Raw genomic sequence first — 25,700 nt, 5'->3', positions numbered from 1 at the left:
CCCGAAGGGCGGGTGAGGTCATTCTCGTATAAATTTTATAGGGCCTGTCATGAGATGGGCCCTTATTTTATTTGGGCAGTTTAAATTAGCCCGATATTATGATATAATTACCTCTGTGTGTTTATATGAAATCTATATCAAATATATGATTTGGATGGTGATAAAATGAAGGTTACCAAGAAAGATATGGAAAATGTAGCAGTATTGTCCCGTCTGGATATTCCTGCTGACAAGGAGGCTCAGTACACCCAGCAGCTCAATGATGTGCTGGAGTATTTTGACAATCTGAGCGCCGTTAATACCGACGATATTAAGCCATTGGCCCACGTATTGCCTATCAGCAATGTGTTCCGTGAGGACGTGGTGAAGGAATCCCTTGATCGTGATTTGGCTCTGTCCAATGCACCACTGAAGGAAGATGGCTATTTCAAGGTTCCAAAGGTATTGGAAGACTAAATAGGAGGCAGCACTGTGAAATTATTTGAACAGCCAGCACATGTCCTGCATGACATGCTTGTTAATAAAGAAATAACCTCACTGGAGCTTACTGAGGCAGTTTTGGCCCGTATTGACGAGGTTGAGGGTGATGTTAAGGCTTATCTCACCATTACCCGTGATGAGGCCATTGCCCAGGCAAAGGCCGTGGATGAGAAAATTGCCCGTGGCGAGACCATTTCCTTCTTGGAGGGTATCCCAGGGGCCATTAAGGATAATATCTGCACCAAGGGTGTAAAGACTACCTGCGCATCCAAGATTCTGCAGAATTTCGTTGCACCTTATGATGCAACTGTTATGACCAAGCTGAGAGAGCAGAACCCTGTTATTATCGGCAAGGCCAATATGGATGAGTTCGCCATGGGTGGCTCCACTGAAAATTCCGCCTTCCAGAAGACTGGCAATCCTTGGAATACTGACTGCGTTCCAGGTGGTTCCTCCGGCGGCAGCGCTGCTGCTGTTGCTGCGGGCACTGCTGTATGGGCTCTGGGCTCCGATACTGGCGGATCCATCCGTCAGCCAGCCTCCTTCTGCGGTGTTGTTGGCATGAAGCCTACTTATGGCCGCGTATCCCGTTATGGTCTGGTAGCTTATGCTTCCTCTTTGGACCAGATTGGGCCAATAACCAAGGACGTTACTGACTGCGCCCATATCTTAAACATTATCTCCGGCCGTGATGAAATGGATTCCACCAGCGTAAATGAGGAGGTTCCGGATTTCACCAAGGCTTTGGTGGAGGATGTGAAGGGCCTGAAGGTGGGTATTCCTAAGGAATACTTCGTTAAGGGCATGGATCCGGATGTGGAAAAGACCGTCCGTGAAGCTGTTAAGAAGCTGGAGGAGCTTGGCGCTGAGATCGTTGAGATTTCCCTGCCAAACACCGATTATGCAATTTCCACCTATTACTTGATTTCCCCGGCTGAGGCTGCCACCAATCTGGCCCGCTATGACGGCGTAAGCTATGGTGAGCGTGCCGAGGATGCCGCTGATCTTGTTGAGATGATGACCAAGACCCGTACCCAGTATCTGGGCGAGGAGGTTAAGCGCCGCATTATGATTGGTAACTACGCCCTTAGTGCCGGTTACTATGACGCATATTATCTGAAGGCATTGAAGGTTCGCCGCCTCATCAAGGAGGACTTCGACAAGGCCTTTGAGCAGGTGGATGTAATTGTATGTCCTACTGCACCAACCCCAGCCTACAAGATTGGCGAGAAGATTTCCAATCCGCTGGAAATGTACTTGCAGGATGCATGCACTGTACCTCTTAATCTCGCTGGTCTCCCAGGTATTTCTGTACCATGCGGTTACAGCTCCAACAATATGCCAATCGGTTTACAGATTATTGGTAAGGCCCTGGACGAGGAGACTATCCTCCGTGTGGCCTACACTTATGAGCAGAGCCAGTCATTCCACAATGACCGTGCCCAGTTGGGAGGTAACTAAGCATGAGCTACGAGGCAGTTATTGGACTTGAGATCCACAGTGAATTAAAAACTAATACCAAGATTTTCTGCGGCTGTGCCACTACCTTCGGTGCTGAGCACAACACCCATGTGTGCCCTGTATGTCTTGGTCTTCCGGGGGTATTGCCTACCCTCAATAAGCGGGTTCTGGAATTTGCCATTAAGGCGGGTCTGGCACTGAATTGCGAGATTAACAAATTCTCCAAGTTTGACCGCAAGAATTACTATTATCCTGACCTTCCAAAGAACTGGCAGACTTCCCAGTATGATTTGCCAATCTGCGAGAACGGTTATGTTGATATTACAAAGAGCAACGGTGAAACAAAGCGTATCCGCATCACCCGTATCCACATGGAGGAGGACGCTGGTAAGCTGGTTCATTCCGGCAACACCATTAAGGACTCCGATACTTCCAATGTGGACTACAATCGTACTGGTGTTCCTCTTATCGAGATTGTATCCGAGCCGGATATGTCTTCCCCTGAGGAAGCCCGTCTCTATATGGAAAAGGTTAAGTCCATTTTGCAGTACATTGATGTTTCCAACTGTAAGATGGAGGAGGGCAACCTCCGCGCTGACCTTAATGTTTCTCTCCGCCCTGCTGGCAGTGATGTTCTTGGTACCCGTACTGAAATGAAGAACATTAACTCCTTCAAGGCCGTGGAAGAAGCCCTGACCTACGAGATTGAGCGTCAGGAGGAGGTTCTTGAGGACGGTGGTCACATCATTCAGGAGACCCGCACCTGGGACCCTGACCGTGGCATTACTCTTTCCATGCGCAGCAAGGAAAATGCCCATGACTATCGCTATATGCCGGAGCCTGATCTGGTGCCTATTATCACCACTGACGAGGAGATTGAGGCCTTCAGAAATTCCCTGCCGGAGCTTCCGGATGCCCGCAAGGCCCGTCTGGAGGAGCAGTTTGGTCTCTCTGCTTATGATGCAGGGATTATTACCAGCTCCCGTGATATGGCTGAGTATTTTGACGGGGTTATTGAAACTGGTGCTGATGCCAAGCTGGCAGCCAACTGGATTATGGGTGACCTTTCCAAGAATCTCAACGCTGAGAGCCTGGAAATTGCCGATTCCCCAGTGGACGCAAAGCGTCTGGGCGAGATGATCGGTCTTATCAGCAAGGGCACCATTTCCTCCAAGATTGCCAAGAAGGTATTTGAGGAAATGTGGAAGTGCCCTGATAGTCCTGAGAAAATCGTTAAGGACAAGGGTCTGGTGCAGATTACCGATACCAAGGCCATTGAGGAAATCGTGGACAAGGTTATTGAGGCAAACCAGAAGGCCGTTGAGGACTATAAGTCCGGCAACAAGAAGGCCATTGGTGCTCTCGTTGGCCAGGTTATGAAGCAGTCCAAGGGCAAGGCAAACCCACAGACTGTAAATCAGCTGCTGGCCCAAAAGCTGGGATAAGATAACAGAGCAAATTTAATATTAAGCATAAAAAAATTGGAGTTGCTGAATAAGCAACTCCAATTTTTTATTGAGTGGGCTGATGACCGACGCTCCAGTCAATAGCCCCCGCCTTATATTTACAATATATGGAGAAAATCCAATAAAAACCAGATGCTGAAGAGATACAGCAGCGGGTGGATTTCCTTCCGTTTTCCTGCGGCAATGGCGATGGCAACATAGCTTATCATGCCGAGGGCCACGCCATTTGTGATGCTGTAGGTGAGTGGCATAATGATGCAGGCCAGAACCGATGGATAAAGGCTGCTCTTTTCCTCCCAATCCAGAGTGCTGATTTCAGAGAACATCTGAACTCCCGCAATAATAAGCACTGGGGCTGTAATGGCCGGAACGGAGGCTATGGCCTGGGCCAAAGGGAAAATAAATATCAGCGACAGAAACAGTATACCCGTGGTAACTGCCGCCAGCCCTGTGCGTGCCCCCGCCATAACTCCTGCGGAGGACTCTGCAAAGCTGGAGCATGGTCCTGTTCCCAGCAATGTACCCCAGAAGCTGGCAAAGGCGTCTGCCATAAGAGCACTTCGTAAATGTGGAAATACGCCGTTTTTTACGATTTTTGCCTGTTTTCCAACACCGATCATGGTGCCCGTGGTATCAAACATGGTTACCAGGAGAATGACCATGACAATAGGTATCATTCGATGGATATCGTCAAATTCCAGGGCCCCTATGGTGGAGCCGATATTTGATGGAAGGGATATTAATTCTGAAGGCATTTCCAGCATTCCCATGGCCCATGCCACAATGGCCATAATTACCATACCCACCAGCATGGCGGCGGGTACATTCAATATCAACAGGATAAGACACAGGAGAATGCCAATGGCAGTAAGGGCAGTGCCGGGATCAGCAAGATTGCCCATGGTTACAAAGGTGTCAGGATTGTTAACAACCAGGCCGCCGTTTTTCAGTCCGATAAAGGCAACAAACAGCCCAATGCCGGCAGTGATGCCGATTTTCAGACATTCGGGAATGGAATTTATAAGCTGTTCCCGGAAGGATGTGAGACTCAGCACCAAAAATATGGAAGCCGCCACAAAACTGCACCCCAGAGCGTCCTGCCAGCTGTATCCCATGGACACAACCACCGTATACACTACATAGGCATTTATGCCAAGTCCCGGGGCAATGACAATGGGATAATTTGCCATCATGCCCATGTAGAAGCAGCCAATGGCAGTGGCGAGTATTGTGGCAAGAAATACGCCGCCAAAATCCATGCCCGCGTGTTCAAAGAGTGCCGGATTTACAACTATAATGTACATTATGGCGAAAAAATTCAGCACCCCGCACAAAAATTCTGTTTTAATGGATGATTTTCGCTCTTCAATCTGGAAATGACGTAAAATAAATTCTTTCATGGTACCTCACCCCTTTCGGATGCCCATGGCTGCATTCAGAATATATTATTATAACTCGTTATATTATTTATACTATTATGGTATGAATAATGTCAATTATAAATAAAATAGTATTTTTTTTTACCATTTTTAAAGGAAAAAATAAATATATGTCGAAAACAACAGTAGATGATGTGAGTAAAAATAAAGGGAAATCACAATTTATTTATAATTAGGAGTAAAAGTGATTTTTCAGGGAACTTATCCATTTTATTATTTTTTAAGGAGGAATGAAGCATGAACCTGAAAAAAGCAGCAGCAATTTTGGTTAGTTGTGCCCTGGCAGGTGCCCTACTGGTAGGCTGTGGTGGACAGCAGGCTGCCCAGAAGGAGGGCGGACAGGACAGCAAGGATGCCATTAAAACCGGTATGCTGGCCCAGCAGAACATCAGCGAGGAAAAGCTGAATGAAATGATTAAGGAAAAGTCCCCACAGGAAAATATCAAGATTATTTATTTTGATAATCTTAATGCAATGCAGATGGGACTGGAAAGCGGCAGCATCGTCCAGATGGATCTTTTCAAAAGCGTTGGAAAATATTTGATTGACAGAAATACTAAACTGACAGCCAAGGATATTGATAATCACCCTACAGATGAGTTCTGCTTTGGTCTGAGACAGGAAGAGGATTCACTGAAGGCTGATCTTGACAAGGTTATTAAGGATATGAAGGCCGACGGCACTCTTGATAAATTAACCAAGCAGTATATTACCGACCTTAAGCCAGGGGAAGAGCCACCAGCAGTAAAGCTTCCGTTCCAGCCAGGTGAGGTTCCTCTGAGAATAGCCGTTACAGGCGATTTGCCGCCACTTGATTTCGTAAAGGCAGACGGTAATGCAGCTGGCTTCAACACAGCTATTTTGGCAGAAATCGGCAACCGCCTCCATCGCAGCATCGAGGTCGTACAGGTGGCCAGTGGAGCCAGAGGTTCCGCTCTGATGTCCAAGAAGGTTGATGTGGTGTTCTGGACACTCCTTCCTGTCAGCGATAATAATCCTGACAAGGTTGGTATCAAGGGCCTGTTCATGCCACGTGATGCCGATATTCCAAATGGAATGATTTTGTCAGATCCATACTACAAGGATGAGCTGGTTCACATCGTTAAGAAATAAAAGCAAGTTTTCTCATTAGCATATTGTTTTCATGGGGCTGCTTCTTTGGAGGCAGCCCCTTTTTATAAAGGAGTGTGAAGCGATGCGCAAACTTAGTCAGGAAGCCCTTGAAATTAAAAGGGCTGAGCAGTCATTTGACCGAAAGCGAAAGACTGTCGGCATGTTTGGTGCCCCCTTGTTGGCGATTTTAGTGGTTTTTTCGCCAATTGAGGGACTGTCACTGGAAGCACATAAGCTGCTTTCCATAATGGTACTGGTTTCACTGTGGTGGATTACAGAGCCTGTACCAATTCCCGTTACCTCTCTTATGGGCCCTGTGCTGGCTGTTGTCACCGGTGTGGTTAATGCCTCAGATGCCTTTGCCGCCTTTGCCAATCCCATGATTTTTCTCTTCATGGGCGGATTTATTCTGGCCAAGGCCATGATGCTTCACGGCCTTGATAAACGGTTTTCCTACTGGCTTTTGTCCATGTCCTGGGTAGGCTCCAATCCACGGCGGATTTTTCTGGCCATAGGTCTTGCCGCTGCCCTTTGCTCCGGCTGGGTCAGCAATACCGCCACCGCGGCCATGATGCTGCCAATCTGTTTGGGCCTTCTGGGTGCCATTAAGGATATGATGGCGGCCAACGGCAAGGACATTGATTTATCCGATTATAAATACGCTACCGGACTTATGCTTATGACGGCATATGCTGCTTCCATCGGCGGTGTGCTAACCCCAATCGGGACTCCGCCAAACCTGATTATGCTGGGCTTTTTGGATCAGATGGCGGATATTCACATTTCCTTCTTCCAGTGGATGATGTGGGGTGCCATTGCCATGGTGGTATATTTTGCCATTGCCTATGTGGTGCTCATGAAGCTGTTCCCGGCAGATGTGGACAGAATTGAGGGGGCAGAGGAATTCATCGCCCAGCGCATAAGGGAAATGGGACAGTGGACCAGAGCCCAGAAGAACACCCTGTTTTGCTTTGTGGTGGCAGTAGTATTGTGGGTTACCCCTGGTGTACTGAGCATTGTTTTTGGTACCACTTCACCTATTCTTAAAATGTATGACAGATTATTCCCGGAGGCCATTGCGGCCATGGCAGGAGCATTGCTGCTCTTTGTAATTCCGGTGGATTTTAGTGAACGTAAATTTACTATTAAATGGGAGGAGGCCAAGGAAGGTATCGAGTGGGGTACTCTTATCCTCTTCGGCGGCGGTCTGGCCATGGGCTCCATGATGTACAAGACCGGCCTTTCCTCCTGGATTGGTGATTTGATTATTGGCGGTCTGGGAGGCTCCATTTCCCAGATAACCATGGTGGCCATTTTCTCCGTATTGGCACTGTGTCTGTCTGAGCTTACCTCCCATACGGCAGCTACCAATATGATTGGGCCTTTGGCCATTACGGCAGCCGTGTCTGCGGGCCTCAGCCCTGTTCCTGTTTCCATTGGTATTGCCCTGGCGGCTTCACTGGGCTTCATGCTTCCAGTTTCCACACCGCCAAATGCCATTGTATACGCCACTGGCTATATTCCGATTACCAAGATGCTCCGCACCGGCGTAATTATCGATTTCATCGGTATTGCCTTTGTAACCATTCCATTGGTGGTTTATTTTGTAACATGGGTCGTGGGAATTTAAGCCATAGCGGATGTGCCATAGCAGGTAGTAAATAGAAGATATAAATATTAGGCATATAGACATATAGACATATTTAAAGAATGGGCTTCAGCCTTATGGAGCTCATTCTTTTTATTTTCAGATACATGTGGTAAAATAGAAGCATGAATGAAACATAATCGGAGGTGCAACTATGGTTAGTGAAGAAACTATGATGTTCCGTTTTGGTGCAGATGAGAATAAGGCAGAAAATATTATAAAGAGCACCTGCTCATCTATGGAAAAGAAGGGCTACAACCCAATAAACCAGCTGGTGGGCTATCTTTTGTCCGGGGATCCTACATACGTTACCAGCTTTGAGGACGCCCGCAAGAAGATCCGTACTTTGGAGCGGGATGAGATTTTGGAAGAGCTGATCCGTACTTATTTGGAGAAGAAATAATGGAAAGAGCTTTGTCCCTTGATGTGGGAGACAGAACCATAGGCATTGCTGTCAGCGACCTTCTGGGAATGACGGCCCAGGGTGTGGAAACCATTCGCAGAACCACCATGGAGGAGGATATTAACCGTATCCGTGAATTGACGGCAGAGTACGAAACCACCAAGTTTGTGGTGGGCTATCCCCGCAACATGAACGGCACAGAGGGGCCCCGCTGTGAGTTTGTGAAGGAATTCTGTGAGGAGCTTAAGAAGGCCGTTCCCGATGCCAATATTATTCTCTGGGATGAGCGCTTGTCCACTGTGGCGGCAACCCGTTCCCTTATTGAGGCAGATGTGAGCCGCAAGAAGCGCAAAAAGGTCATCGACAAGATGGCGGCGGTTTTCATTTTGCAGGGCTGGCTTGACAGTAACGGTTGACTACCGCGGCAACGGCTGACAATGACAGCAATAGTTGACAAGGACACGGCTATAGGGTAAAATCCCATTGTTCATAAGTTAATTCGTGGCCCCGATTTACTTGGGCCATGTTCCAAAAAAGGAGAAAAAATATGGCAGATAATAAAAATGTACCTGAAGAAGATTTCATGGATGATGATATTATTGTTACCTTTCAGGATGATCAGGGTAATGAGCGTTATTTCGCAGAGGAAATGCGTATTCCATTAAACGGTGCCGAGTATGCACTGTTGGTGGGCCTTAACGTGGAAGAGGACGAGGATTTCGACGAGGAAGAAAATGTTACCATCGCCAAGATCGTGAAGGACGAAAAGGGCGAGGATGAGTACATTGTTGATTTCCCTGAGGAAGAGTTCGACGCAGTTGTTGAGGAATACAACAAGATTTGTGACGAGGCAGAGGCTGAATAATCGGCAGAAGCAGAAAAGTGGCACAAGCTGAGTTATCAGCGGAAGCTTAATAATACTAAAAAAATGAGGGCGGTTGCTTTAGAAGCAGCCGTCTTTTTGTATGGAAAAAACTTTCTTTAACAGGGAAAAATCCCCCTGTTATTTTTGTTATTTGCCAATGACTATGGTAAAATATTACTATGTGCGACTATGGATTATAACGCCATTGTTCAAATTTTTCTTCTTTAGAAGAAAAATCTTCCAATTAGCGTTTCAACGAGCTGGGAGATATGCTCGCCAGCTGTTGTAGTTTGTTTTCCCCACCTAAAGAGGTGGGGGACATCTTAAAGCTCGTTATAGTACAATTTGGGGTACAAATATGATTACGGGGTGAACATTGTGGATTTTAAGAATCTGAAGGATTCATTAAAAGACATCTTAACTGATTTGATTTCTTATGATGCCAAGGCAAGTGATGAAGAAATAAAGAGAAAAAAGAGAAATATCATCATAGCTGTTTCCAGTGTTATGGTGGTATTTGTTTTGTTTTTTACAATGGTTTTCTTTTCCTTTAAGGCAGGCACTCCCGCCAATCTGGAGGGCAAAAAGGACCTGGTTTACGTCCATGTAGCCAAGGGCATGAGCAGCGGCGACATTGCCAAGGAGCTGGAAAAGAAGGGTGTTATCAGCTCCACCACCAAATTCTGGCTTGCCACCAAGTTAAATGGTGCTGATTCCAAATTCAAGGTGGGCACCTTTGCCTTAACCAAGAATATGAGTGCGGCAGATGCCCTGTCAATCCTTATAAATGGCAAAACCGTGGCTGTGAGGGTCACCATTCCCGAGGGCTACGGGGTTAAGGAAATTGCCAAGCGCCTTGATGAAGCCGGGGTGTGCAGCGAAAAGGATTTTTTGAAGCTGGCCAAGGATTACGCCCCTTATGAATATATGGAAAAGCACAAGGATACGGTTTACCGTGTGGAGGGCTTTCTCTTCCCTGATACATACGATTTTGCCAGTGATGCCACCACTGAGGACGTAATGAGACGCCTTATTGACGAGTTTGACAACAAGCTTACTGCTGATATGAGAAGACGGGCAAAGGCCCAAAACATTTCCATCTATGAGCTGGTTACCATGGCTTCCCTTGTTGAAAAGGAGGCCCGCTTTGAGGAGGATATGCCTATTATTTCCCAGGTGCTGTGGAAGCGGCTTAATATCTCCATGCCTCTCCAGAGTGATGCCACCCTCCAGTACGTAATGGCGGAAATCAAGGAGGATGTGTCCATTGCGGATACCAAGATAGATTCTCCTTATAACTCTTATCAGAACTATGGTCTGCCACCGGGACCCATTGCCAGCCCAGGGCTGAAGGCCCTGAAGGCGGCCCTGGATCCTGCTTCCACGGACTATCTCTATTTCGTGGCTGACCGTGATGGGAAAAACTATTACAGCTACACCTATGACGAGCATCTGTCAAAGGTGGCAGAGGTCCGCTAATAATTAGGGATGCGTTAAAGTATTAAAGTGATAAAGAACTAAAATGAAGGAAACAGAAAATTTTGATGATTTAATAGCTGAAATGGAGGAATACGGTCGCAGCAATCACGTTCCCATTATCAATGAAAAGGGAATGCCGGTGCTGCTGGAGGTTGTCCGCCAAAAAAAGCCCCATCGGGTGCTGGAAATCGGCACTGCCATTGGCTATTCCGCTCTGCTTATAGCCAAAAATTCCGCAGAGGATGTGGAAATAGACACCCTGGAGCTGTCTGAGGAGCGGGCGGCCACAGCCAGGGCATATATTGACAGATCCCCTTATAAGTACCGCATAAGAATCCATATAGGTGATGCGGGGGAGAATATTTTAAAGCTTCATGGCAGCTATGATTTCGTGTTTATTGATGCCGCCAAGGGGCAGTATCCCGATTATTTTCGCAAGGTTTATCCCCTTTTGACGGAGGATGCCATGGTTCTGGCGGATAATGTGCTGTTTCGTGGCTATGTGCGGGGTGATGCAGAGTGTCCACGTCGTTTTAAAACAATAGTGAAAAGGTTGCGGGAGTATATTTCCCTTGTCAGCGACAATAATGAATTTGAAACTGTGATTCGTGAGGATGGTGACGGTCTGGCAGTAAGCCGGCGGTTGCCAAAGGAGAACATTTAATGATAAAAAAGCCTGAATTACTGGCTCCTGCCGGTAATATGGAAAAACTTAAAATGGCCCTTATTTATGGCGCCGATGCTGTATATTTGGGTGGCAAGGCCTTTGGCCTCAGGGCCTTCGGAGGCAACTTCGACTATGATGAGCTGAAGGAGGCTGTGGAATTTGCCCATAAGCTGGGGAGAAAGGTGTATGTTACTGTAAACATCTTCCCACATAACAGTGATATGGAAAAGCTGCCGGAGTATTTGGCCTACCTTGATGAAATAAAGGTTGATGCCATGCTTATAGCGGATTTGGGCATATTCACTCTGGCGAAAAAATACGCCCCAAATACTAATATTCACATCAGCACCCAGGCTAACAATACCAACTGGGTTACTGTAAATGCCTGGGCTGACATGGGGGCCACCCGTGTGGTGCTGGCCCGTGAAATGTCCTTGGGGGAGATTCGCACCATTAGGGAAAAGTGCCCTGTGGAGCTGGAAATGTTCGTCCACGGAGCCATGTGTATCTCATATTCAGGACGCTGTCTTATGAGCAACTACATGACGGGCCGTGATGCCAACCGTGGCAGCTGTGCCCAGGCCTGCCGCTGGAAATACGCTCTGGTGGAGGAAAAGCGCCCAGGCCAGTATTTCCCTATTGAGGAGGACGACAGAGGCACCTATTTCTTCAATTCCAAGGATATGTGTCTGCTGCCCCACATTGGGGACGTTATTGACAGTGGTGTTGACAGCCTGAAAATAGAGGGCCGCATGAAAAGCGTTCATTACGCCGCCAGCATCGTGAAGGCATATCGGGCCGCCATTGACAGCTATTGCGAGGATCCGGGGCATTTTCAGCTGAAGCAGGAGTGGATTGACGAGCTGGGAAAGGTGTCCCACCGTCAGTACACCACGGGCTTTTATTACAACAAGCCATCTGAGGAGGATCAGATATACGGCACCACCTCCTACGAGCAGACCTCGGATTTTGTGGGGCTGGTTCTGTCCTATGACGAAGCCACGGGCTACGCCATGGTGGAGCAGCGGAACAATATGAAGAAGGGGCAGGAAATCGAGGTATTCCAGCCAAATCTTCCCGGCTACCGCATGATTCTTGATGAGATGTATAATGATGAAGGGGAGCTCATCGATGTGGCACCCCACCCTCAGCAGCTGGTGAAAATGAAGATGACCCAGCCAGTGGAGCCATATACCATTTTGCGCAGGGATATATAAATCAGCGAAGCTGACGGATGAGGTAGAAAAAGGAGTATGATGACATGGGGAAAGTACTTGTAATTCACGGACCAAATCTTAATCTTTTGGGCACCAGGGAGCCGGAAATTTACGGCTATGAAACTCTGGCGGACATCAATGACATGCTGCAGAAGCAGGCAGCAGCCGACGGGGTTCCCGCTGATTTTTTCCAGTCCAACCATGAGGGGGACATTGTGGACACCATTCAGCAGGCTCCGGCCAAGGGCTACAATTACATTATCCTAAATGCAGGGGCCTTCACCCATTACAGCATTGCCATTCGTGATGCCATTGCGGCCATTGATGTGCCGGTTATTGAGGTTCACCTTTCCAATGTCCATACCCGTGAGGAATTCCGCCACAAGTCCGTAATTGCTCCTGTGGTTATGGGCCAGATTCTGGGCTTTGGGGTGGACAGCTATTTCGCCGCCATGGCAGTGGTGCTGAGAAAGATAAAGCAGAGATTGAATTAATAGTATATGGAAGTGTTTTTGTGATTAAGGACAGAATTAGGGCACTGAGGGATTATATAAAGGACAAGGGCCTGGAGGGGGTTCTTGTCAGCAAGGAGGAAAATCTCCACTATTTCAGCGGCTTTACCGGTGATGACACCATGCTGGTGGTTACCCATGATGATGCGGTAATCGTAACGGATTTTCGCTATGTGGAGCAGGCCCAGAATGAGGCTCCTGAATACAGGATTGCCAAGCAGGAAAAGGGCCTTTTGCTGCGGGTTTCCGAGGTGATCAAGGAGCTGGGCATCAAAAAATTGGGCTTTGAAGGTGGATCCCTTGTATTTGACTGGTATGGAAAGATTAAGGAGCTGGTGGGTGACGGTGTTTCCTTTAGTTCCTTGGAGCTTAACAGCCTCCGCCAAATCAAGGACCAGGAGGAGCTTAACTGCATAAGAAGGGCTGTGGCCATCAGTGACAAGGCCTTTGAGGATATTATTACCTTTATAAAGCCTGGCATGAGCGAAAATCAGGTGGCGGCCCGCCTTGAAGGGGTAATGCGTTCCCTGGGCTCCCAGCGTCCTGCATTTACCACCATTGTGGCCTCAGGAAAAAGGGGAAGCCTGCCCCATGGAACTGCAACAGAAAAGTTGATTAATGCCGGGGAATTTGTTACAATGGACTACGGTGCTGTGTATGAGGGGTATCATTCCGATATTACCCGTACCATTTGCCTTGGCCCTGCTGATGACAGGCAGCGGGATGTATACGATGCCGTGCTGAAGGCCCAGCTTTTGGGACTGTCCCTGGTAAAGCCAGGAGCTGCGGGAAAAGCTGTGGACGGGGCAGTGAGAAGATATCTTCACGAAAGAGGATATGCGGAATACTTCGGCCATGGGCTGGGACACAGTCTGGGGCTGGAGATTCACGAGGCACCAACCCTTTCACCAAGGAGCACCTGCGAGGCCTTGCATCCCAACACCCTGATAACAGTGGAGCCGGGGGTATATATTCCCGACTGGGGCGGGGTCCGCATTGAGGATACAGTGCTGGTTACAGACACATCAGGAGAAGCCCTTACTTCCGTAACCAAGGAATTAATTGAGCTGGCTGTATGATGGGTCGTCCACATATAAAATTTAAAATTAATTTGCAAATTAAATTGGAGGGTTTTTCTAATGATTACAAGTACAGATTTCCGTACAGGTCTGACAATTGAGATTGATGGTGGCGTATGGCAGGTAGTAGACTTCCAGCACGTTAAGCCAGGTAAGGGTGCAGCCTTTGTTCGTACCAAGATTAAGAATGTAGAGACTGGTGCTGTTGTTGAGCGTACCTTCAACCCTAACGAGAAGATGCCTCAGGCCCGTCTGGACACTGCCCGCATGGCATATCTCTATGAGACCGATGGCATGTACACTTTCATGGACAACGAGACTTATGAGCAGACTGAGCTGAACAAGGAGCAGCTGGGCGACGCTCTTAACTATCTCCAGGAGAACATGGAGGTTGCTATTCAGTCCTACAAGGGCCGCGTAATTGGCGTTACTCTCCCTAACTCCGTTGAGCTGAAGGTTACTGAGTGCGAGCCAAGCGTAAAGGGTAACACTGCAACTGGTGCTACCAAGATGGCTACTGTTGAGACTGGCTACACCGTTCGCGTTCCTCTCTTCATCGAGGAGGGCGATGTGCTCCGCATCGATACCCGTACCGGTGCTTACATCGAGCGTGCATAAAATTTAAATAAAATCATTAAATCACCTGTGATGGATTTTAGTCCATTACAGGTGATTTTTTTATGTAAAAAAGGTTAACGGGGCCTGTCATGGGATAGGACATTCATTTGCTTCGCAGTGCCACATCAATTTAATAATCGGCCACCTTATCCCATGCCACCCGTATAATCTCTTTGTTAATAATATTTCTTATTGAAAATTTATTTTAAAATTGTTACGATTTATATGTGTAACTATGTTCAGAAAATTCATACAATGTCTTATTGTGTAATAATATAAATTCGTGGAGGAATTTATTATGAGCAAGAAGCGGAAACTTGAACAGAAGCTGGCGGTGGCCATATCTTTGGTAAACGCTCTGAATACCCTGGCCCCGGTGGCTATTCCATACGTGAATATAACAAAGGACTTATCTGCCCAGGGAGGTCAGATTCAGTCCATTGCCCAGGGGCAAAATTCCCTGTTCTATGGAACTGCTGAGGCAGCAGAACAGACCATACCTTACGGCGATATCAAAAGCGCCACCTGGATTGAGAATGGCGGTACAATGAAAGTCGGCGACAAGCAGACCATCAACAGCGGCGGCACGGGCACGGTTACGACCATGAACAGCGGCCAGCAGCACGTTAACAATGGCGGCACGGGCACGGTTACGACCATGAACAGCGGCGAGCAGCACGTTAACAATGGTGGCACGGGCACGGTTACGACCATGAACCGCGGCCGGCAGCACGTTAACAATGGCGGCACGGGCACGGTTGTCACCATAAACGGCGGCGGGCAGTATGTTAGCAATGGTGGCATGGGCACGGTTGTCAACATGAGCGGCGGCGCGCAGCACGTCAGAGGTGGCAAAGGCACGGTCATGACCATGAGCAACGGTATGCAGGAGGTCAGCGGCGGTACGGGCACGGTAACCAACATGAACGGCGGCACACTGTATGTTTCCAGTGGCGCCACGGGCAATGTCTCCACTATGAACAGCGGCTATCAATTCGTCAGAAGTGGCGGCGCGGGTACGGTAACCACCATGAGCGGCGGCACACAGTATGTTGTTGGCGACGGTACAATCACATCCATGTTCGGTGGCCTGCAGAAAATCAACTTTCCCACAATAAGTAAGGGCACTGTCTCAGGTACGATTATTAAGATGTTCGGTGGCACGCAGGAAATCGCCAACGGCGGCACGGGCACGGTAACGGGCACGGTAACCAACATGAATGGCGGCACACAGTGTGTTTCCAGTGGCGCCACGGGCACTGTTTCCGCTATGAAGGGCGGCACACAGAATATTTCCGCCGGCGGCACGGGTAATATTACCAGTGTAGGACCTCAAGGGATACAGCTTATCTCCGGTGCCGCGGCCTCCGGCACCGTGGAAATTTTGGATGGTAACCAGAAAATCTATTCCGATGGCGTAGGCTTGGCGGTCACCATGGGCAGCGACGCTGGCGCCCCGGCTCATCAGGAAATCTATTCTGGTGGCAGCGGCAGGATTACCACCATGAACGCCGGCGAGCAGCTTGTTTTGGCGGGCGGCACGGCTACGGTTAGCAGTATGTCCGGCGGCATACAGACGGTCAACCCTGGTGCTGCAGCTACGGTCATCACCATGTATGGCGGGCAACAAGCCATCGGCATTGTTGGAAGCGGCGCCAGTGCTACCATTGAAAATATGAGTGGCGGTGAGCAGAAAATTTATTCTGGCTGCATTGGCACTGTGTCTGCCCTTATGAAGGGCGGCGTCCAGATCATCTATAGTGGCGGTACGTCCCAGAATACCAGCGTACATAGCGGCGGTGTAATAGAGGAATTTGGCGAGGGAGCAATAATCAACGATGTTACCTTCGCATCAGGGGGCATCCACCGACTGGTGGTGGGAGCCACCCAGAGCGGTGGTACCATCATTGGCCATATCCTTGAGATTGGTGACAGCGGTACTGCCATAAGCGTCACTGTGGGTGACGGCGGTACGGTCCAGGCGGCAGCCGGCAGTGTGGTATCTTTTACAACAGTCAACCAGGGCGGTGCTGAAGTAGTGAAAGACTATGCCACGACGTCAAAGACCACTGTGGGAAGCGGCGGCAAGCAGTACATTTTAAGTGGTGGTCAGTCAGTACAAGCTACAGTTAATGATGGCGGTATTCAGTACGTTTCTGGCGGCGGCACAGCCACGGATACTATCATTGCCAGTGGCGGCACCCAGGATGCCACAGCTGGGGGCATTATTTCTGGTGGGTCAAATAAAGTCCTTGGCACGGCCTTGGGTGGAACCATTATCTCCGGGGCAGCCCAGGAGGTACAGGGACTGGCCAGTGGCACGGTGGTCAGCGGCAATCAGCTGGTTAACAGCGGTGGCTTCGTAGTGAATGCGGATATTCGTTCCGGGGGCACCCAGACTGTCAGCAGTGGCACAGCATCTGACACCATGATAAATGGCGGTATTCAGACTGTCAGTGGCGGCACAGCATCTGGCACCACCATTAGTGCAGGAACACAATCTATTATCGATGGAAATGTCACCAGCACCACTATAAATGGGGGCAACCAGACTGTCAGCGGTGGAACAGTTTCTGGCACCACCATTAGCGGCGGAACACAATCTATAATCGATGGAAATGTTATCAGCACCACTATAAATGGTGGTACTCAGTCCGTCAGTGGCGGAACAGTTTCTGGCACCACCATTAGTGCCGGTACACAATCAATCATCGGCGGAAATGTTACCAGCACCACCATAAATGGCGGTACACAAAATATAAATAATGGAGCGGAGGCAATCAGCACCACCATCAGCGGTGGTGTGCAAAGTGTTCTCTCCGGCGGTTCAGCCACCAGCACTACAGTTCTTTCTGGTGGTGTAATTGAGGTGCACGGGGGAGCTGTATTGGAAGGCTCCACCAATTATGATAATTACACTGGCTACCAGAATGGCGGAACCATGCGCCTGGCTGACGGGGCAGCTGTATCCGGCCATACTGTATCCAATGGTACTCTGGCTGTGGCCAGCGGTGGTACAGCCACCAGCACCACTGTGGCAAATGGCGGTTATCAGATTGTATCTGCCAATGCTGCAGTTACCAGCACCACCGTAACCAGTGGTGGCTCCCAGATTGTTGCTTCTGGTGGTACGGCTACAGAAACAATCGTTTCCTCTGGTGGTGTGCAGGATGTAAGGGACAATGGCGTAGTGTCCGGAGGCAAAGTAGAGGAAGGCGGCACCCAGACTGTAGAGAAGCAGGGTCATGTGGAGAATGTGGAGGTTCGCGGCACCCAGAAGGTTGCTGATGGGGGCGTTATCAGCGGCGGCACCATCTATAATATCCAGTCCGTTGGCTCTGGTGGTACAGCTGCCACCATGACAATTGCGGGGGGCACTCAGACCATTGGCAGCGGCGGACAGGCCATATCTACCACCATCACGGATGGCTTACAAAACGTAGCTGCCGGCGGCTCTGCCACCTATACCACCCTTAATGGCGGCCACCAGATTTTGGAAAAGGGCTCCGAAACCAATTCCGGCGGTGTCAGTGAGCATATTACCATAAATGGCGGTACCCTCACTGTTAACGACTATGCCAAGGCCCAAATAGATGTGGCAACTGGCGGTATGCTGGAGCTTCTGGATACTGGCCTTGCTGAGGCTTGGCTGGGAGATCTTAATACCCCTGCGGGTACTACATTTACATTTACTAATGCTTATGCCCGTGGGGACACGGTGCGCCTTGGCCTTGGTGATGTCAACGGCTATTCGGCTCCTGGCAAATCTCTTGTTATCACAAATATGGACGGCTATGCCAACTTCTATATAAATACGGACTTGGCCAACAATGTGGCGGACACCATTACCATGACAAATGTGGTTAATACCACCTCCGCCAACAAGATATACATAAATTATGACCCTACTCTGGCCACGGGCACGGTAGTAGCTGCAACAAATACCACTGTTGCCACTGTGGGTACGGCAAATACAGCCACCTTTGAGGGAGCGGAAAGCACCATTGGCGGATATTCCTTTACCCCAACGGTGGAAACTACAAATAACGGCCTTACGTGGAAGATAACTGGTGTAAGCCTAAACGGCAACAGCGAACAAATGTATGGTGTGCTTGGCAATGCCTCCTCCAAGGCGGCATACTGGCGACAGGCCGGGGCCCCGGTTATAAACCGCATGGCCCAGCTCAGAAGCGAGCCAAATGTAGGCAACGATTTCTGGGTAAATTTCACCAGAGGAAAGAACTCCTTGGATAATCAGGGCCATGATGTATCTGCCACCTACAGCCGCATGGATATTGGCTACGACCGAAGGGTGAATGCCAACTGGACGGTGGGGGCTTCCTATGGCCTGAAATACGGCAGTGAGGGGTACTCCTGCGGAAGCGGGGATTCCCACGACGATATTCTCACCGCCTATGGTCTGTGGCAGGGAAATGGGGGAAGGTACTCGGAAATAACCTTCAGGGCTGGACGCCTTGCTTCCACCCTTGATTTACAGGACCCTGGCCAGGCGGCACTTTCCAAGGGGGACAACAGCACCTACGGACAGGCCCTCAGCTTCACCTATGGCCAGCGTATGGAAAAGTCGGATAACTGGTACATAGAGCCTCATGTTGGACTCCAGTGGGCCCATGTAAATGGCTACAACTACAGCCTCAGTGACGGCTCAGCCGTTTCCGTGGATGCCAGCAATTCCTTCCTTGGAAATATTGGTATTAATTTTGGAAAGGAGTTCAGCAAGGGCAACACCTTCTACGCAAGGGCTGATTTGATGCACGACTTTGCGGGAGGAGTGCGGGCCACCATGACCAAGGGATTGTCCAACTCCCTTGAAAATGATTTTAAGGACACATGGCTTGATCTGGCCCTTGGCTTCAAGCGTCAGGAGGGGCCGATGGAATGGTACATTGAAGCCGGCCGTCTGGGCATTGGCAGCAAGGCAGCCCAGGGCAACTGGGTAGTAAACTGCGGCCTGAATTACAGCTTCTAAGGAGTGTAAGTTGCTTCTGTAGTATAAATATTTGGATGATACTCCCGTTGATTGGTTTATAACTGATCAGCGGGAGATTTTTATTTCCAGAAAAATATACAGAATATACACATTTCTTGAATAAGAACTGCATGTTTGGTATAATGATAAGCAGGTGATATTATGCATCGGATTAAATATTTAGAGGGGGTATTATAATGGCAGATGAATTGATTAAGATTGATGACGGTTTAGGTTCTGTTCGCATTAGCGATGAGGTTGTCAGCATGATGGCGGGTATCGCTGCACTGGAGATTCCTGGCATAGCCGGAATGAGCGGCGGCATTGCCGGTGGCATTGCTGAGCTTCTTGGCAGAAAGAATCTGTCCAAGGGCGTTAAGGTTGAAGTGGGCGAAAAGGAAGCCCGTGTTGATCTGTACATTATCGTTAAATATGGCGAGCGTATTCCTGATGTTGCCATTGCCGTTCAGGAGAACGTAAAGAAGCAGATTGAGTCCATGACAGGGCTCAGCGTTATTGAGGTTAATGTTCACGTTCAGGGTGTTGACTTCGGCGAAGAGGAAGAAAAGGATGAAACCAGAAAAATCCGCTAGGGGGCAGTTTAATGGGAGTGTTTAACAGATTCCTGCTGTTTTTATACACCTTGCTTTTTGGTGTAGTAAGCCTGGGGGTCATTTTACTGGTATTTAATGTTGTTCCGGAAAGAGTAGTTCTCAACGAGTATCAGTTTGCCATTACTCAGTGGCAGACCGCTGCTGTTGCGGGTGTGGTGCTTCTTTTCAGCATTCACCTTATGTTCTGTTCCTTCGGGGGCAAGAGCAGTAAGGAAATCAACAGCGGAGATATTCTGCTGATACATGGTACTGAAGGCGAAGTAAACGTATCCGTCACTGCCATAAGGGAAATGGTGGAGCGCATTGCCGCAGGGGTACGTGGTGTCCGTGAAGCCAAGGTGAAGGCCACAGTGGAGCGGAATAAGGAAAAGGGCGACAGCCTTGGTCTTGACGTGAAGCTGGAGGTTGGACAGGAGCGCAGTATTGCCAATATTTCCGATGAAGTCCGCAGCCAGTCAAGCAAATACCTGACTGAAATAGCATGTATTTCAAGCTTTGATGTGGTGGTTTCCGTTCAGAGTATTTCCAGCGGCGTTGTAGTAAAGAAAAGACGGCTGAAGTAACGGAGGTGTCTGAATGGAAAACGAAACCAGTATGAAGCAGGCCCTGGCCGGAGCTTTCCGCCGTCAGTGCGAAAAACGCCCCGGGACCCTTTTGGGCATAGCAGGGGGCATTCTGATTGCTGTGGGCATTTTGCTCTTTGGCTTTTGGAATGTTATGTTTGTGGTTATTTGTGGCTTTATCGGCTGCTTTATCGGCAAGAATATTGACAAGGGCGGAAGCTTTATTGACAATGTGCGGGATTCAATTCCCCACGATATTCACCGCTGGCGCTGACAGCCAAGTATAAATTTTTTGTTTAAGAATCGAGGAATATAAGTATGAGTCGTAGACAAGCTCGTGAGGTAGCACTTCAGGCTTTGTTTCAGTTGGATATGAATCCGTTGGATGAAGGTATGGATCAGGCCCAGGCCAGACAGAATGCCATTGATGCTGCTGTCTTTGCAAAGGATGAGGATGTTAAGCTGGGCAGCAAGGATATGGATTTTCTGAAGGATCTGGTGGATGGCACCCTTGACAATCAGGAGTCCATTGACGAAATGATTACCAACAGCTCCAAGGAATGGAAGCTGCAACGCATGGCCGGAGTAGACAGAAATATTACCCGTATGGCTGTTTATGAGCTTAAGTTCTGCGAGGAGAAGCTGACTCCAAATATCGTTATAAATGAGGCGGTGGAGCTGGCCAAGAAGTTTGGCAGCGATGATTCCAGCCGTTTTGTAAATGGTATTCTGGGAGCTATTGCTCGTTTGTAAAAAAACAGGGCCGCATTTTTGGGTGCGGCCCATTTTCTGCGTTTTAGAATAAGTATTTTTGTCTCATTTTTGTCTTATTTTTTGGGTGAAATATGGCTGTTATCAGAAGCGTGTCGGAGATAACTAAATACATTGGGGGACTCCTGAAAAATGATCCGGCCCTGCATAATGTTACAGTGAGGGGTCAGATTTCAAATTTTAAGCAGTATTCCTCGGGCCATTGCTATTTTGACCTGAAGGACAGGGACTCCATTATAAAGTGCGTTATCTGGCGCAGCTATGCGGACAGACTGAGGTTTCGCCCGGAAAATGATATGCAGGTGTTGGCCACGGGCAGCGTGGAGGTTTACGAGCGGGACGGCAAGTATCAGTTCTACGTAAGCCGTATGGTGCCGGATGGTGTGGGGGAGCTGGCTCTGGCCTTCGAACAGCTGAAGGAGCGCCTTTCAAAAGAGGGTCTTTTCGATGCTGAGCATAAAAAACCTTTGCCATCATTTCCAAAGACCATTGGTATTGTCACATCACCTACGGGGGCTGTTTTAAGGGATATTTATACAGTTTCAGGGCGGCGCATGCCCTCCATAAGACTGGCCCTTTATCCCGTTATGGTCCAGGGGGCAGGCTCAGCGGAGCAGATAGCCCATGGCATTGAATTTTTCAATGCAAAATATCCCGTGGATGTGCTGATAGTGGGCCGCGGCGGCGGATCCATGGAGGATTTGTGGTCCTTCAATGAGGAAGTGGTGGTGCGGGCCATTTTCAGGTCCCGTATTCCCGTTATTTCCGCTGTGGGCCATGAAACAGATTTCACACTGGCGGATTTTGTGGCTGACCAGAGAGCTGCCACCCCGTCACAGGCGGCGGAGCTGGCAGTGCCGGATGTGTCCGAGGTCATTGGGCGCATTAATTCAGCCAGAGATAGACTGCAGATGGCGGCGGTTTCAAGCATAAGGGACAGGAGGCGGAGCCTTCAGAGCCTTATGGACAGCTTTGTATTTACCCAGCCAATGCGCATGCTGGAAGGAAGCAGTATGCGGCTTGAGGCTTTGCAGTCGAGATTAAACAAGATAGCAATTCAGCTGGTTAAGGACAAGAAAAACCGGCTGCTTCACGATATGGAAAAACTTGAGCTGATAAATCCTTTGGGGGTTATCAGACGTGGTTATGGCATGGTCCATGACCAGAAGGGCACTGTTATCAGTAATATCAGCCAGATAGCGGTTGATGATATGGTGTCCGTAAAGCTTAATGGGGGGCAGTTTGATGCCCATGTTAAGGCAATTAGGGAGGAGTAGTTCTATGCCAAGGAAAAAGGAAGCATCCTTTGAGGAAAATCTGGCCAATCTTGAGCAGATTGTGGATAAACTGGAAAGCGGCGAGGCAAGCCTGAAGGATGTTATTGAAAATTACACATTGGGCATGGAGCTTTCAAAAAAGTGCCTGGCAGAACTGAAGGACGTTGAGGACAGGATGAATGTTATCCTCAGCGAGGAGAACGGAAAAGTAGTGGAAATGCCTTTGGAGCTTGAGGGAGGAAATTGATAAATGGACAAGACTCAGTGGAATGAAAGAATTAAGCTTATAGAAAAAGCCCTTGTGGAGGAGCTGCAGGAGGACAAGGCATTGGATCCCACTCTTTGCGAATCCATGAAATACAGCCTTACAGCTGGGGGCAAGCGCCTACGTCCGATTCTGGTCATGGCAGCGGCTGATGCCATTGGCGCCAAGGGCACTGATTTTATTCATATTGCCTGTGCCATTGAAATGATTCACACCTATTCCCTTATTCATGATGATTTGCCTGCCATGGACAATGACGATTACCGCCGTGGCAAGCTCACCAATCACAAGGTTTATGGGGACGGAATAGCCATTTTGGCAGGTGATGCCCTGCTGACCCAGGCCTTTGAGGTAATGCTCCGTCAGGACAACCTCCCCGCTGATGTGCTTTTAAAGGTAGTTAAGGAAATGTCCATTGGTGCCGGACCAAATGGTATGGTGGGCGGGCAGGCCATTGATCTGGAGGCTGAGGGGAAGCAGAAATCCCTGAGTCTTGAAGAATTAAAGAAGATGCACGCAGGAAAAACCGGTGCTCTCTTCAGAGCAGCCATCAGAAGCGGCGCCATTGTGGCGGGAGCCTCCGACAAGGAGCTGGCTGCCCTTACCACTTATGCTGACTGCTTCGGACTGGCCTTCCAGATTACCGATGATATTCTTGATGTTATTGGTGATGAGGCGGTTATCGGCAAGCCAGTGGGCAGCGATGAGCGCAATGACAAGTCCACCTACGTTTCCCTTACCTCTCTGGAGGAAGCAAAGAAGCTGGCGGCTGATACTGTGGCAGAAGCAGTGAAGGCCCTGGAAATGTTTGGTGACAAGGCCACCTTCCTGCGGGAGCTGGTGGAATATTTATTGAAGAGAAATAAGTAATTAAGGAGCCACACCATGTCTGAGAACATATTGGATAAAATAAATAATGCTTCTGATGTGGCTAAGTGCAGCCTTGAGGAGCTTAAAGCCCTGGCTGGCGAAATCAGAGGCAGGATTATAGATGTATGTGCCGCCAATGGTGGACATCTGGCCCCAAGCCTTGGCACAGTGGATCTGACCCTGGCCATGTATAGCGTATTTGACCCTTCAAGGGATAAGATAATTTGGGACGTGGGCCATCAGGCTTATTCCCATAAAATTCTCACGGGCCGCAAGGACAGATTTTCCACACTGCGCACCAAGGGGGGCATTACGGGCTTTCCTAAGCGTTCTGAATCCCATTGTGATGCCTTTGGTGTAGGCCATGCCAGCACCTCTATTTCCGCTGCAGTGGGTATGGCCATTGAGCGGGATATGCACAAGCAGGATTACAGCGTTATTGCAGTTATTGGCGACGGGGCATTTACCGGGGGCGAGGCCTACGAGGGGCTGAATTACGGCGGAACTATGGGCAAGAATATGATAGTGGTTCTTAACGACAATGAAATGTCCATTGACAAAAACGTGGGAGCCATGTCCGAATATCTGAGCCATATCCGCATTATGCCCCAGTATCATAAGGCAAAAAAGGAGCTTCAGGAGTTCCTTAAGGGGTTTCCTGGCATTGGGGAGACCGTATGGAATGCGGCGGGCTCCGTAAAAGATGGTATTTATGCACTTCTGACTCCGGGCAGTGTATTTGAGTCCCTTGGATATACTTATGTTGGACCTATTGACGGCCACAATATTGAATATATGCAGGAGGTTTTCCAGAAGGCAAGGGGCATTGAGGGTCCTGTGCTTATTCACGTGCGCACCACCAAGGGCAAGGGCTATTCCTTTGCGGAAAATCAGCCTCATAAGTTCCACGGTGTGGGGAAATTCAACTGCGACACCGGCGAAATGATCAAAAAGGAGGGGGCACCTCCTTCATATACGGATATTTTCTCTGATGCCCTTATTGAGCTGGCGGGAAAATACAATAATATTTCCGCCATAACGGCGGCCATGCCTTCCGGAACTGGGTTAAAAAAGTTTTCTACTGTGTATCCGGAGCGGTTCTTTGATGTGGGCATTGCTGAGGAGCATGCCATGACCATGGCAGCTGGAATGGCAGCAGTGGGGGGCAAGCCATTTGTGGCCCTGTATTCCACCTTTGCCCAGCGGGCTTATGATCAGATAATTCACGATGTATGCCTGCAGAATCTCCCTGTTACCCTTTGCCTTGACCGTGGCGGTCTGGTGGGGGCTGACGGCCCAACACATCACGGAGTTTTTGATTATTCCTATCTGCGTCACATTCCAAATATGGTTTGTATGGCGCCAAAGGATGAAAACGAGCTGCGTAATATGCTTTATACGGCAGCAAATTACAATGGCCCTATCAGCGTGCGCTATCCACGTGGCTCTGCCACCGGGGTGCCAGTGAAGGAGGGCTTCCAGCAGCTGGAAATCGGCAAGGGGGAAATCCTCTCCCGTGACAGCAAGACCATAGTGCTCTTTGCTGTGGGCAGTATGGTCAAGCAGGCCATTAAGGCAGCAGCTATTTTGAAGGAAAAGGATATTTACACCACCGTCGTAAATATGAGATTTATAAAGCCACTGGATACAGCTCTCATTGATGAGCTGGCACGGGAAGCCCGTCTGGTGGTAACTCTTGAGGAAAATGCACTGGCCGGGGGCTTTGGCTCCGCTGTGCTGGAATATCTGGCTGATGCGGGTATCAGCTCTGCCAAGATAATGCGTTTTGGCATTGAGGATAAGTTTATCGAGCAGGGCTCATGCCCTGAGCTTCTGGAGCTTTGCGGCTTACTTCCGGATCAGATTGCGGACCGCATTGCAAAGAATTTTGGTGATTTATAAT

General features: G+C 49.0%; 24 protein-coding genes. 23 read left to right on the top strand and 1 reads right to left on the bottom strand.

Translation table 11 applies throughout. The annotated features are described in order from the left end of the window. Positions 1 to 165 precede the first annotated feature (165 nt). Genes gatC through gatB form a run of 3 tightly spaced genes read left to right on the top strand, consistent with a single transcriptional unit; the run spans position 166 to position 3,386 of the window. On the top strand, positions 166 to 456 hold the full coding sequence (gene gatC, locus T525_RS0104760; RefSeq protein WP_027397042.1) for an Asp-tRNA(Asn)/Glu-tRNA(Gln) amidotransferase subunit GatC: 291 nt from the start codon (positions 166 to 168) through the stop codon (positions 454 to 456). A 15-nt stretch (positions 457 to 471) separates the two neighbouring features. After that, the gene (gatA, locus tag T525_RS0104755) at positions 472 to 1,941 is read left to right on the top strand and encodes an Asp-tRNA(Asn)/Glu-tRNA(Gln) amidotransferase subunit GatA (RefSeq protein WP_027406265.1); all 1,470 of its coding nucleotides are present in this window, start codon (positions 472 to 474) and stop codon (positions 1,939 to 1,941) included. A 2-nt stretch (positions 1,942 to 1,943) separates the two neighbouring features. Further along, positions 1,944 to 3,386 (top strand): Asp-tRNA(Asn)/Glu-tRNA(Gln) amidotransferase subunit GatB, encoded by a 1,443-nt coding sequence (gatB, locus tag T525_RS0104750; RefSeq protein WP_027406264.1) that lies wholly within the window; start codon positions 1,944 to 1,946, stop codon positions 3,384 to 3,386. 119 nt (positions 3,387 to 3,505) lie between these two features. Here the strand turns inward: gatB and T525_RS0104745 are convergent, their stop codons facing one another. Then, positions 3,506 to 4,807, bottom strand: a complete 1,302-nt coding sequence (locus T525_RS0104745; protein WP_027406263.1) for an NCS2 family permease — start codon at positions 4,805 to 4,807, stop codon at positions 3,506 to 3,508. Between the two features lie 276 nt (positions 4,808 to 5,083). Between T525_RS0104745 and T525_RS0104740 the strand changes: the two genes are divergently transcribed. From T525_RS0104740 to dxs, 20 genes are all read left to right on the top strand, one after another. Further along, complete coding sequence (locus tag T525_RS0104740; RefSeq protein WP_027406262.1) at positions 5,084 to 5,959, top strand: transporter substrate-binding domain-containing protein; 876 nt, start codon at positions 5,084 to 5,086, stop codon at positions 5,957 to 5,959. 82 nt (positions 5,960 to 6,041) lie between these two features. Continuing rightward, on the top strand, positions 6,042 to 7,589 hold the full coding sequence (locus T525_RS0104735) for a DASS family sodium-coupled anion symporter (RefSeq protein ID WP_027406261.1): 1,548 nt from the start codon (positions 6,042 to 6,044) through the stop codon (positions 7,587 to 7,589). A gap of 172 nt (positions 7,590 to 7,761) precedes the next feature. After that, complete coding sequence (locus T525_RS0104730) at positions 7,762 to 8,010, top strand: IreB family regulatory phosphoprotein (protein ID WP_027406260.1); 249 nt, start codon at positions 7,762 to 7,764, stop codon at positions 8,008 to 8,010. Next, complete coding sequence (gene ruvX, locus T525_RS0104725) at positions 8,010 to 8,426, top strand: Holliday junction resolvase RuvX (RefSeq protein WP_027406259.1); 417 nt, start codon at positions 8,010 to 8,012, stop codon at positions 8,424 to 8,426. Before T525_RS0104730 ends, ruvX begins: the two co-directional genes overlap by 1 nt. A 131-nt stretch (positions 8,427 to 8,557) precedes the next feature. Next, entirely contained in the window at positions 8,558 to 8,875 is a 318-nt protein-coding gene (locus T525_RS0104720; RefSeq protein ID WP_027406258.1) for a DUF1292 domain-containing protein, read from the top strand. A gap of 378 nt (positions 8,876 to 9,253) precedes the next feature. Further along, the gene (mltG, locus tag T525_RS0104715; RefSeq protein WP_232219187.1) at positions 9,254 to 10,354 is read left to right on the top strand and encodes an endolytic transglycosylase MltG; all 1,101 of its coding nucleotides are present in this window, start codon (positions 9,254 to 9,256) and stop codon (positions 10,352 to 10,354) included. A gap of 43 nt (positions 10,355 to 10,397) precedes the next feature. After that, the gene (locus T525_RS0104710) at positions 10,398 to 11,018 is read left to right on the top strand and encodes an O-methyltransferase (RefSeq protein ID WP_027406256.1); all 621 of its coding nucleotides are present in this window, start codon (positions 10,398 to 10,400) and stop codon (positions 11,016 to 11,018) included. Beyond that, the gene (locus tag T525_RS0104705; protein ID WP_084276889.1) at positions 11,018 to 12,238 is read left to right on the top strand and encodes a U32 family peptidase; all 1,221 of its coding nucleotides are present in this window, start codon (positions 11,018 to 11,020) and stop codon (positions 12,236 to 12,238) included. Before T525_RS0104710 ends, T525_RS0104705 begins: the two co-directional genes overlap by 1 nt. Before the next feature lie 44 nt (positions 12,239 to 12,282). Continuing rightward, entirely contained in the window at positions 12,283 to 12,732 is a 450-nt protein-coding gene (gene aroQ, locus T525_RS0104700) for a type II 3-dehydroquinate dehydratase (protein WP_027406254.1), read from the top strand. Positions 12,733 to 12,755: 23 nt separating this feature from the next. Further along, on the top strand, positions 12,756 to 13,829 hold the full coding sequence (locus T525_RS0104695) for a Xaa-Pro peptidase family protein (RefSeq protein WP_027406253.1): 1,074 nt from the start codon (positions 12,756 to 12,758) through the stop codon (positions 13,827 to 13,829). A 60-nt stretch (positions 13,830 to 13,889) separates the two neighbouring features. After that, positions 13,890 to 14,447 (top strand): elongation factor P, encoded by a 558-nt coding sequence (gene efp, locus T525_RS0104690; RefSeq protein WP_027406252.1) that lies wholly within the window; start codon positions 13,890 to 13,892, stop codon positions 14,445 to 14,447. 298 nt (positions 14,448 to 14,745) lie between these two features. Then, positions 14,746 to 19,437, top strand: coding sequence for an autotransporter outer membrane beta-barrel domain-containing protein (locus T525_RS0104685; RefSeq protein ID WP_027406251.1), 4,692 nt, complete (start codon positions 14,746 to 14,748; stop codon positions 19,435 to 19,437). A gap of 197 nt (positions 19,438 to 19,634) precedes the next feature. Continuing rightward, a complete protein-coding gene (locus tag T525_RS0104680) occupies positions 19,635 to 20,030 on the top strand; it encodes an Asp23/Gls24 family envelope stress response protein (protein ID WP_027406250.1) in 396 nt (131 codons plus the stop codon). A gap of 11 nt (positions 20,031 to 20,041) precedes the next feature. Next, the gene (gene amaP / locus T525_RS0104675; protein ID WP_027406249.1) at positions 20,042 to 20,614 is read left to right on the top strand and encodes an alkaline shock response membrane anchor protein AmaP; all 573 of its coding nucleotides are present in this window, start codon (positions 20,042 to 20,044) and stop codon (positions 20,612 to 20,614) included. Positions 20,615 to 20,627: 13 nt separating this feature from the next. Beyond that, entirely contained in the window at positions 20,628 to 20,888 is a 261-nt protein-coding gene (locus tag T525_RS14225) for a DUF2273 domain-containing protein (protein ID WP_037325086.1), read from the top strand. A gap of 44 nt (positions 20,889 to 20,932) precedes the next feature. Next, positions 20,933 to 21,367 (top strand): transcription antitermination factor NusB, encoded by a 435-nt coding sequence (gene nusB, locus T525_RS0104665; protein WP_027406248.1) that lies wholly within the window; start codon positions 20,933 to 20,935, stop codon positions 21,365 to 21,367. Between the two features lie 92 nt (positions 21,368 to 21,459). Next, a complete protein-coding gene (gene xseA / locus T525_RS0104660) occupies positions 21,460 to 22,662 on the top strand; it encodes an exodeoxyribonuclease VII large subunit (RefSeq protein WP_027406247.1) in 1,203 nt (400 codons plus the stop codon). 4 nt (positions 22,663 to 22,666) lie between these two features. Then, positions 22,667 to 22,909: an exodeoxyribonuclease VII small subunit gene (gene xseB / locus T525_RS0104655; protein WP_027406246.1), complete on the top strand. Its 243-nt coding sequence runs from the start codon at positions 22,667 to 22,669 to the stop codon at positions 22,907 to 22,909. Between the two features lie 3 nt (positions 22,910 to 22,912). Continuing rightward, positions 22,913 to 23,797, top strand: coding sequence for a polyprenyl synthetase family protein (locus tag T525_RS0104650; RefSeq protein WP_027406245.1), 885 nt, complete (start codon positions 22,913 to 22,915; stop codon positions 23,795 to 23,797). Positions 23,798 to 23,812: 15 nt separating this feature from the next. Then, a complete protein-coding gene (gene dxs, locus T525_RS0104645) occupies positions 23,813 to 25,699 on the top strand; it encodes a 1-deoxy-D-xylulose-5-phosphate synthase (protein ID WP_027406244.1) in 1,887 nt (628 codons plus the stop codon). The last annotated feature ends 1 nt before the right edge of the window (position 25,700 follow it).

Origin of the sequence: Anaerovibrio sp. RM50, from assembly GCF_000622005.1 — a bacterium.
Taxonomy (GTDB): Bacteria; Bacillota; Negativicutes; order Selenomonadales; family Selenomonadaceae; genus Anaerovibrio.
This window is presented reverse-complemented; position numbering and strand designations above follow the sequence as displayed.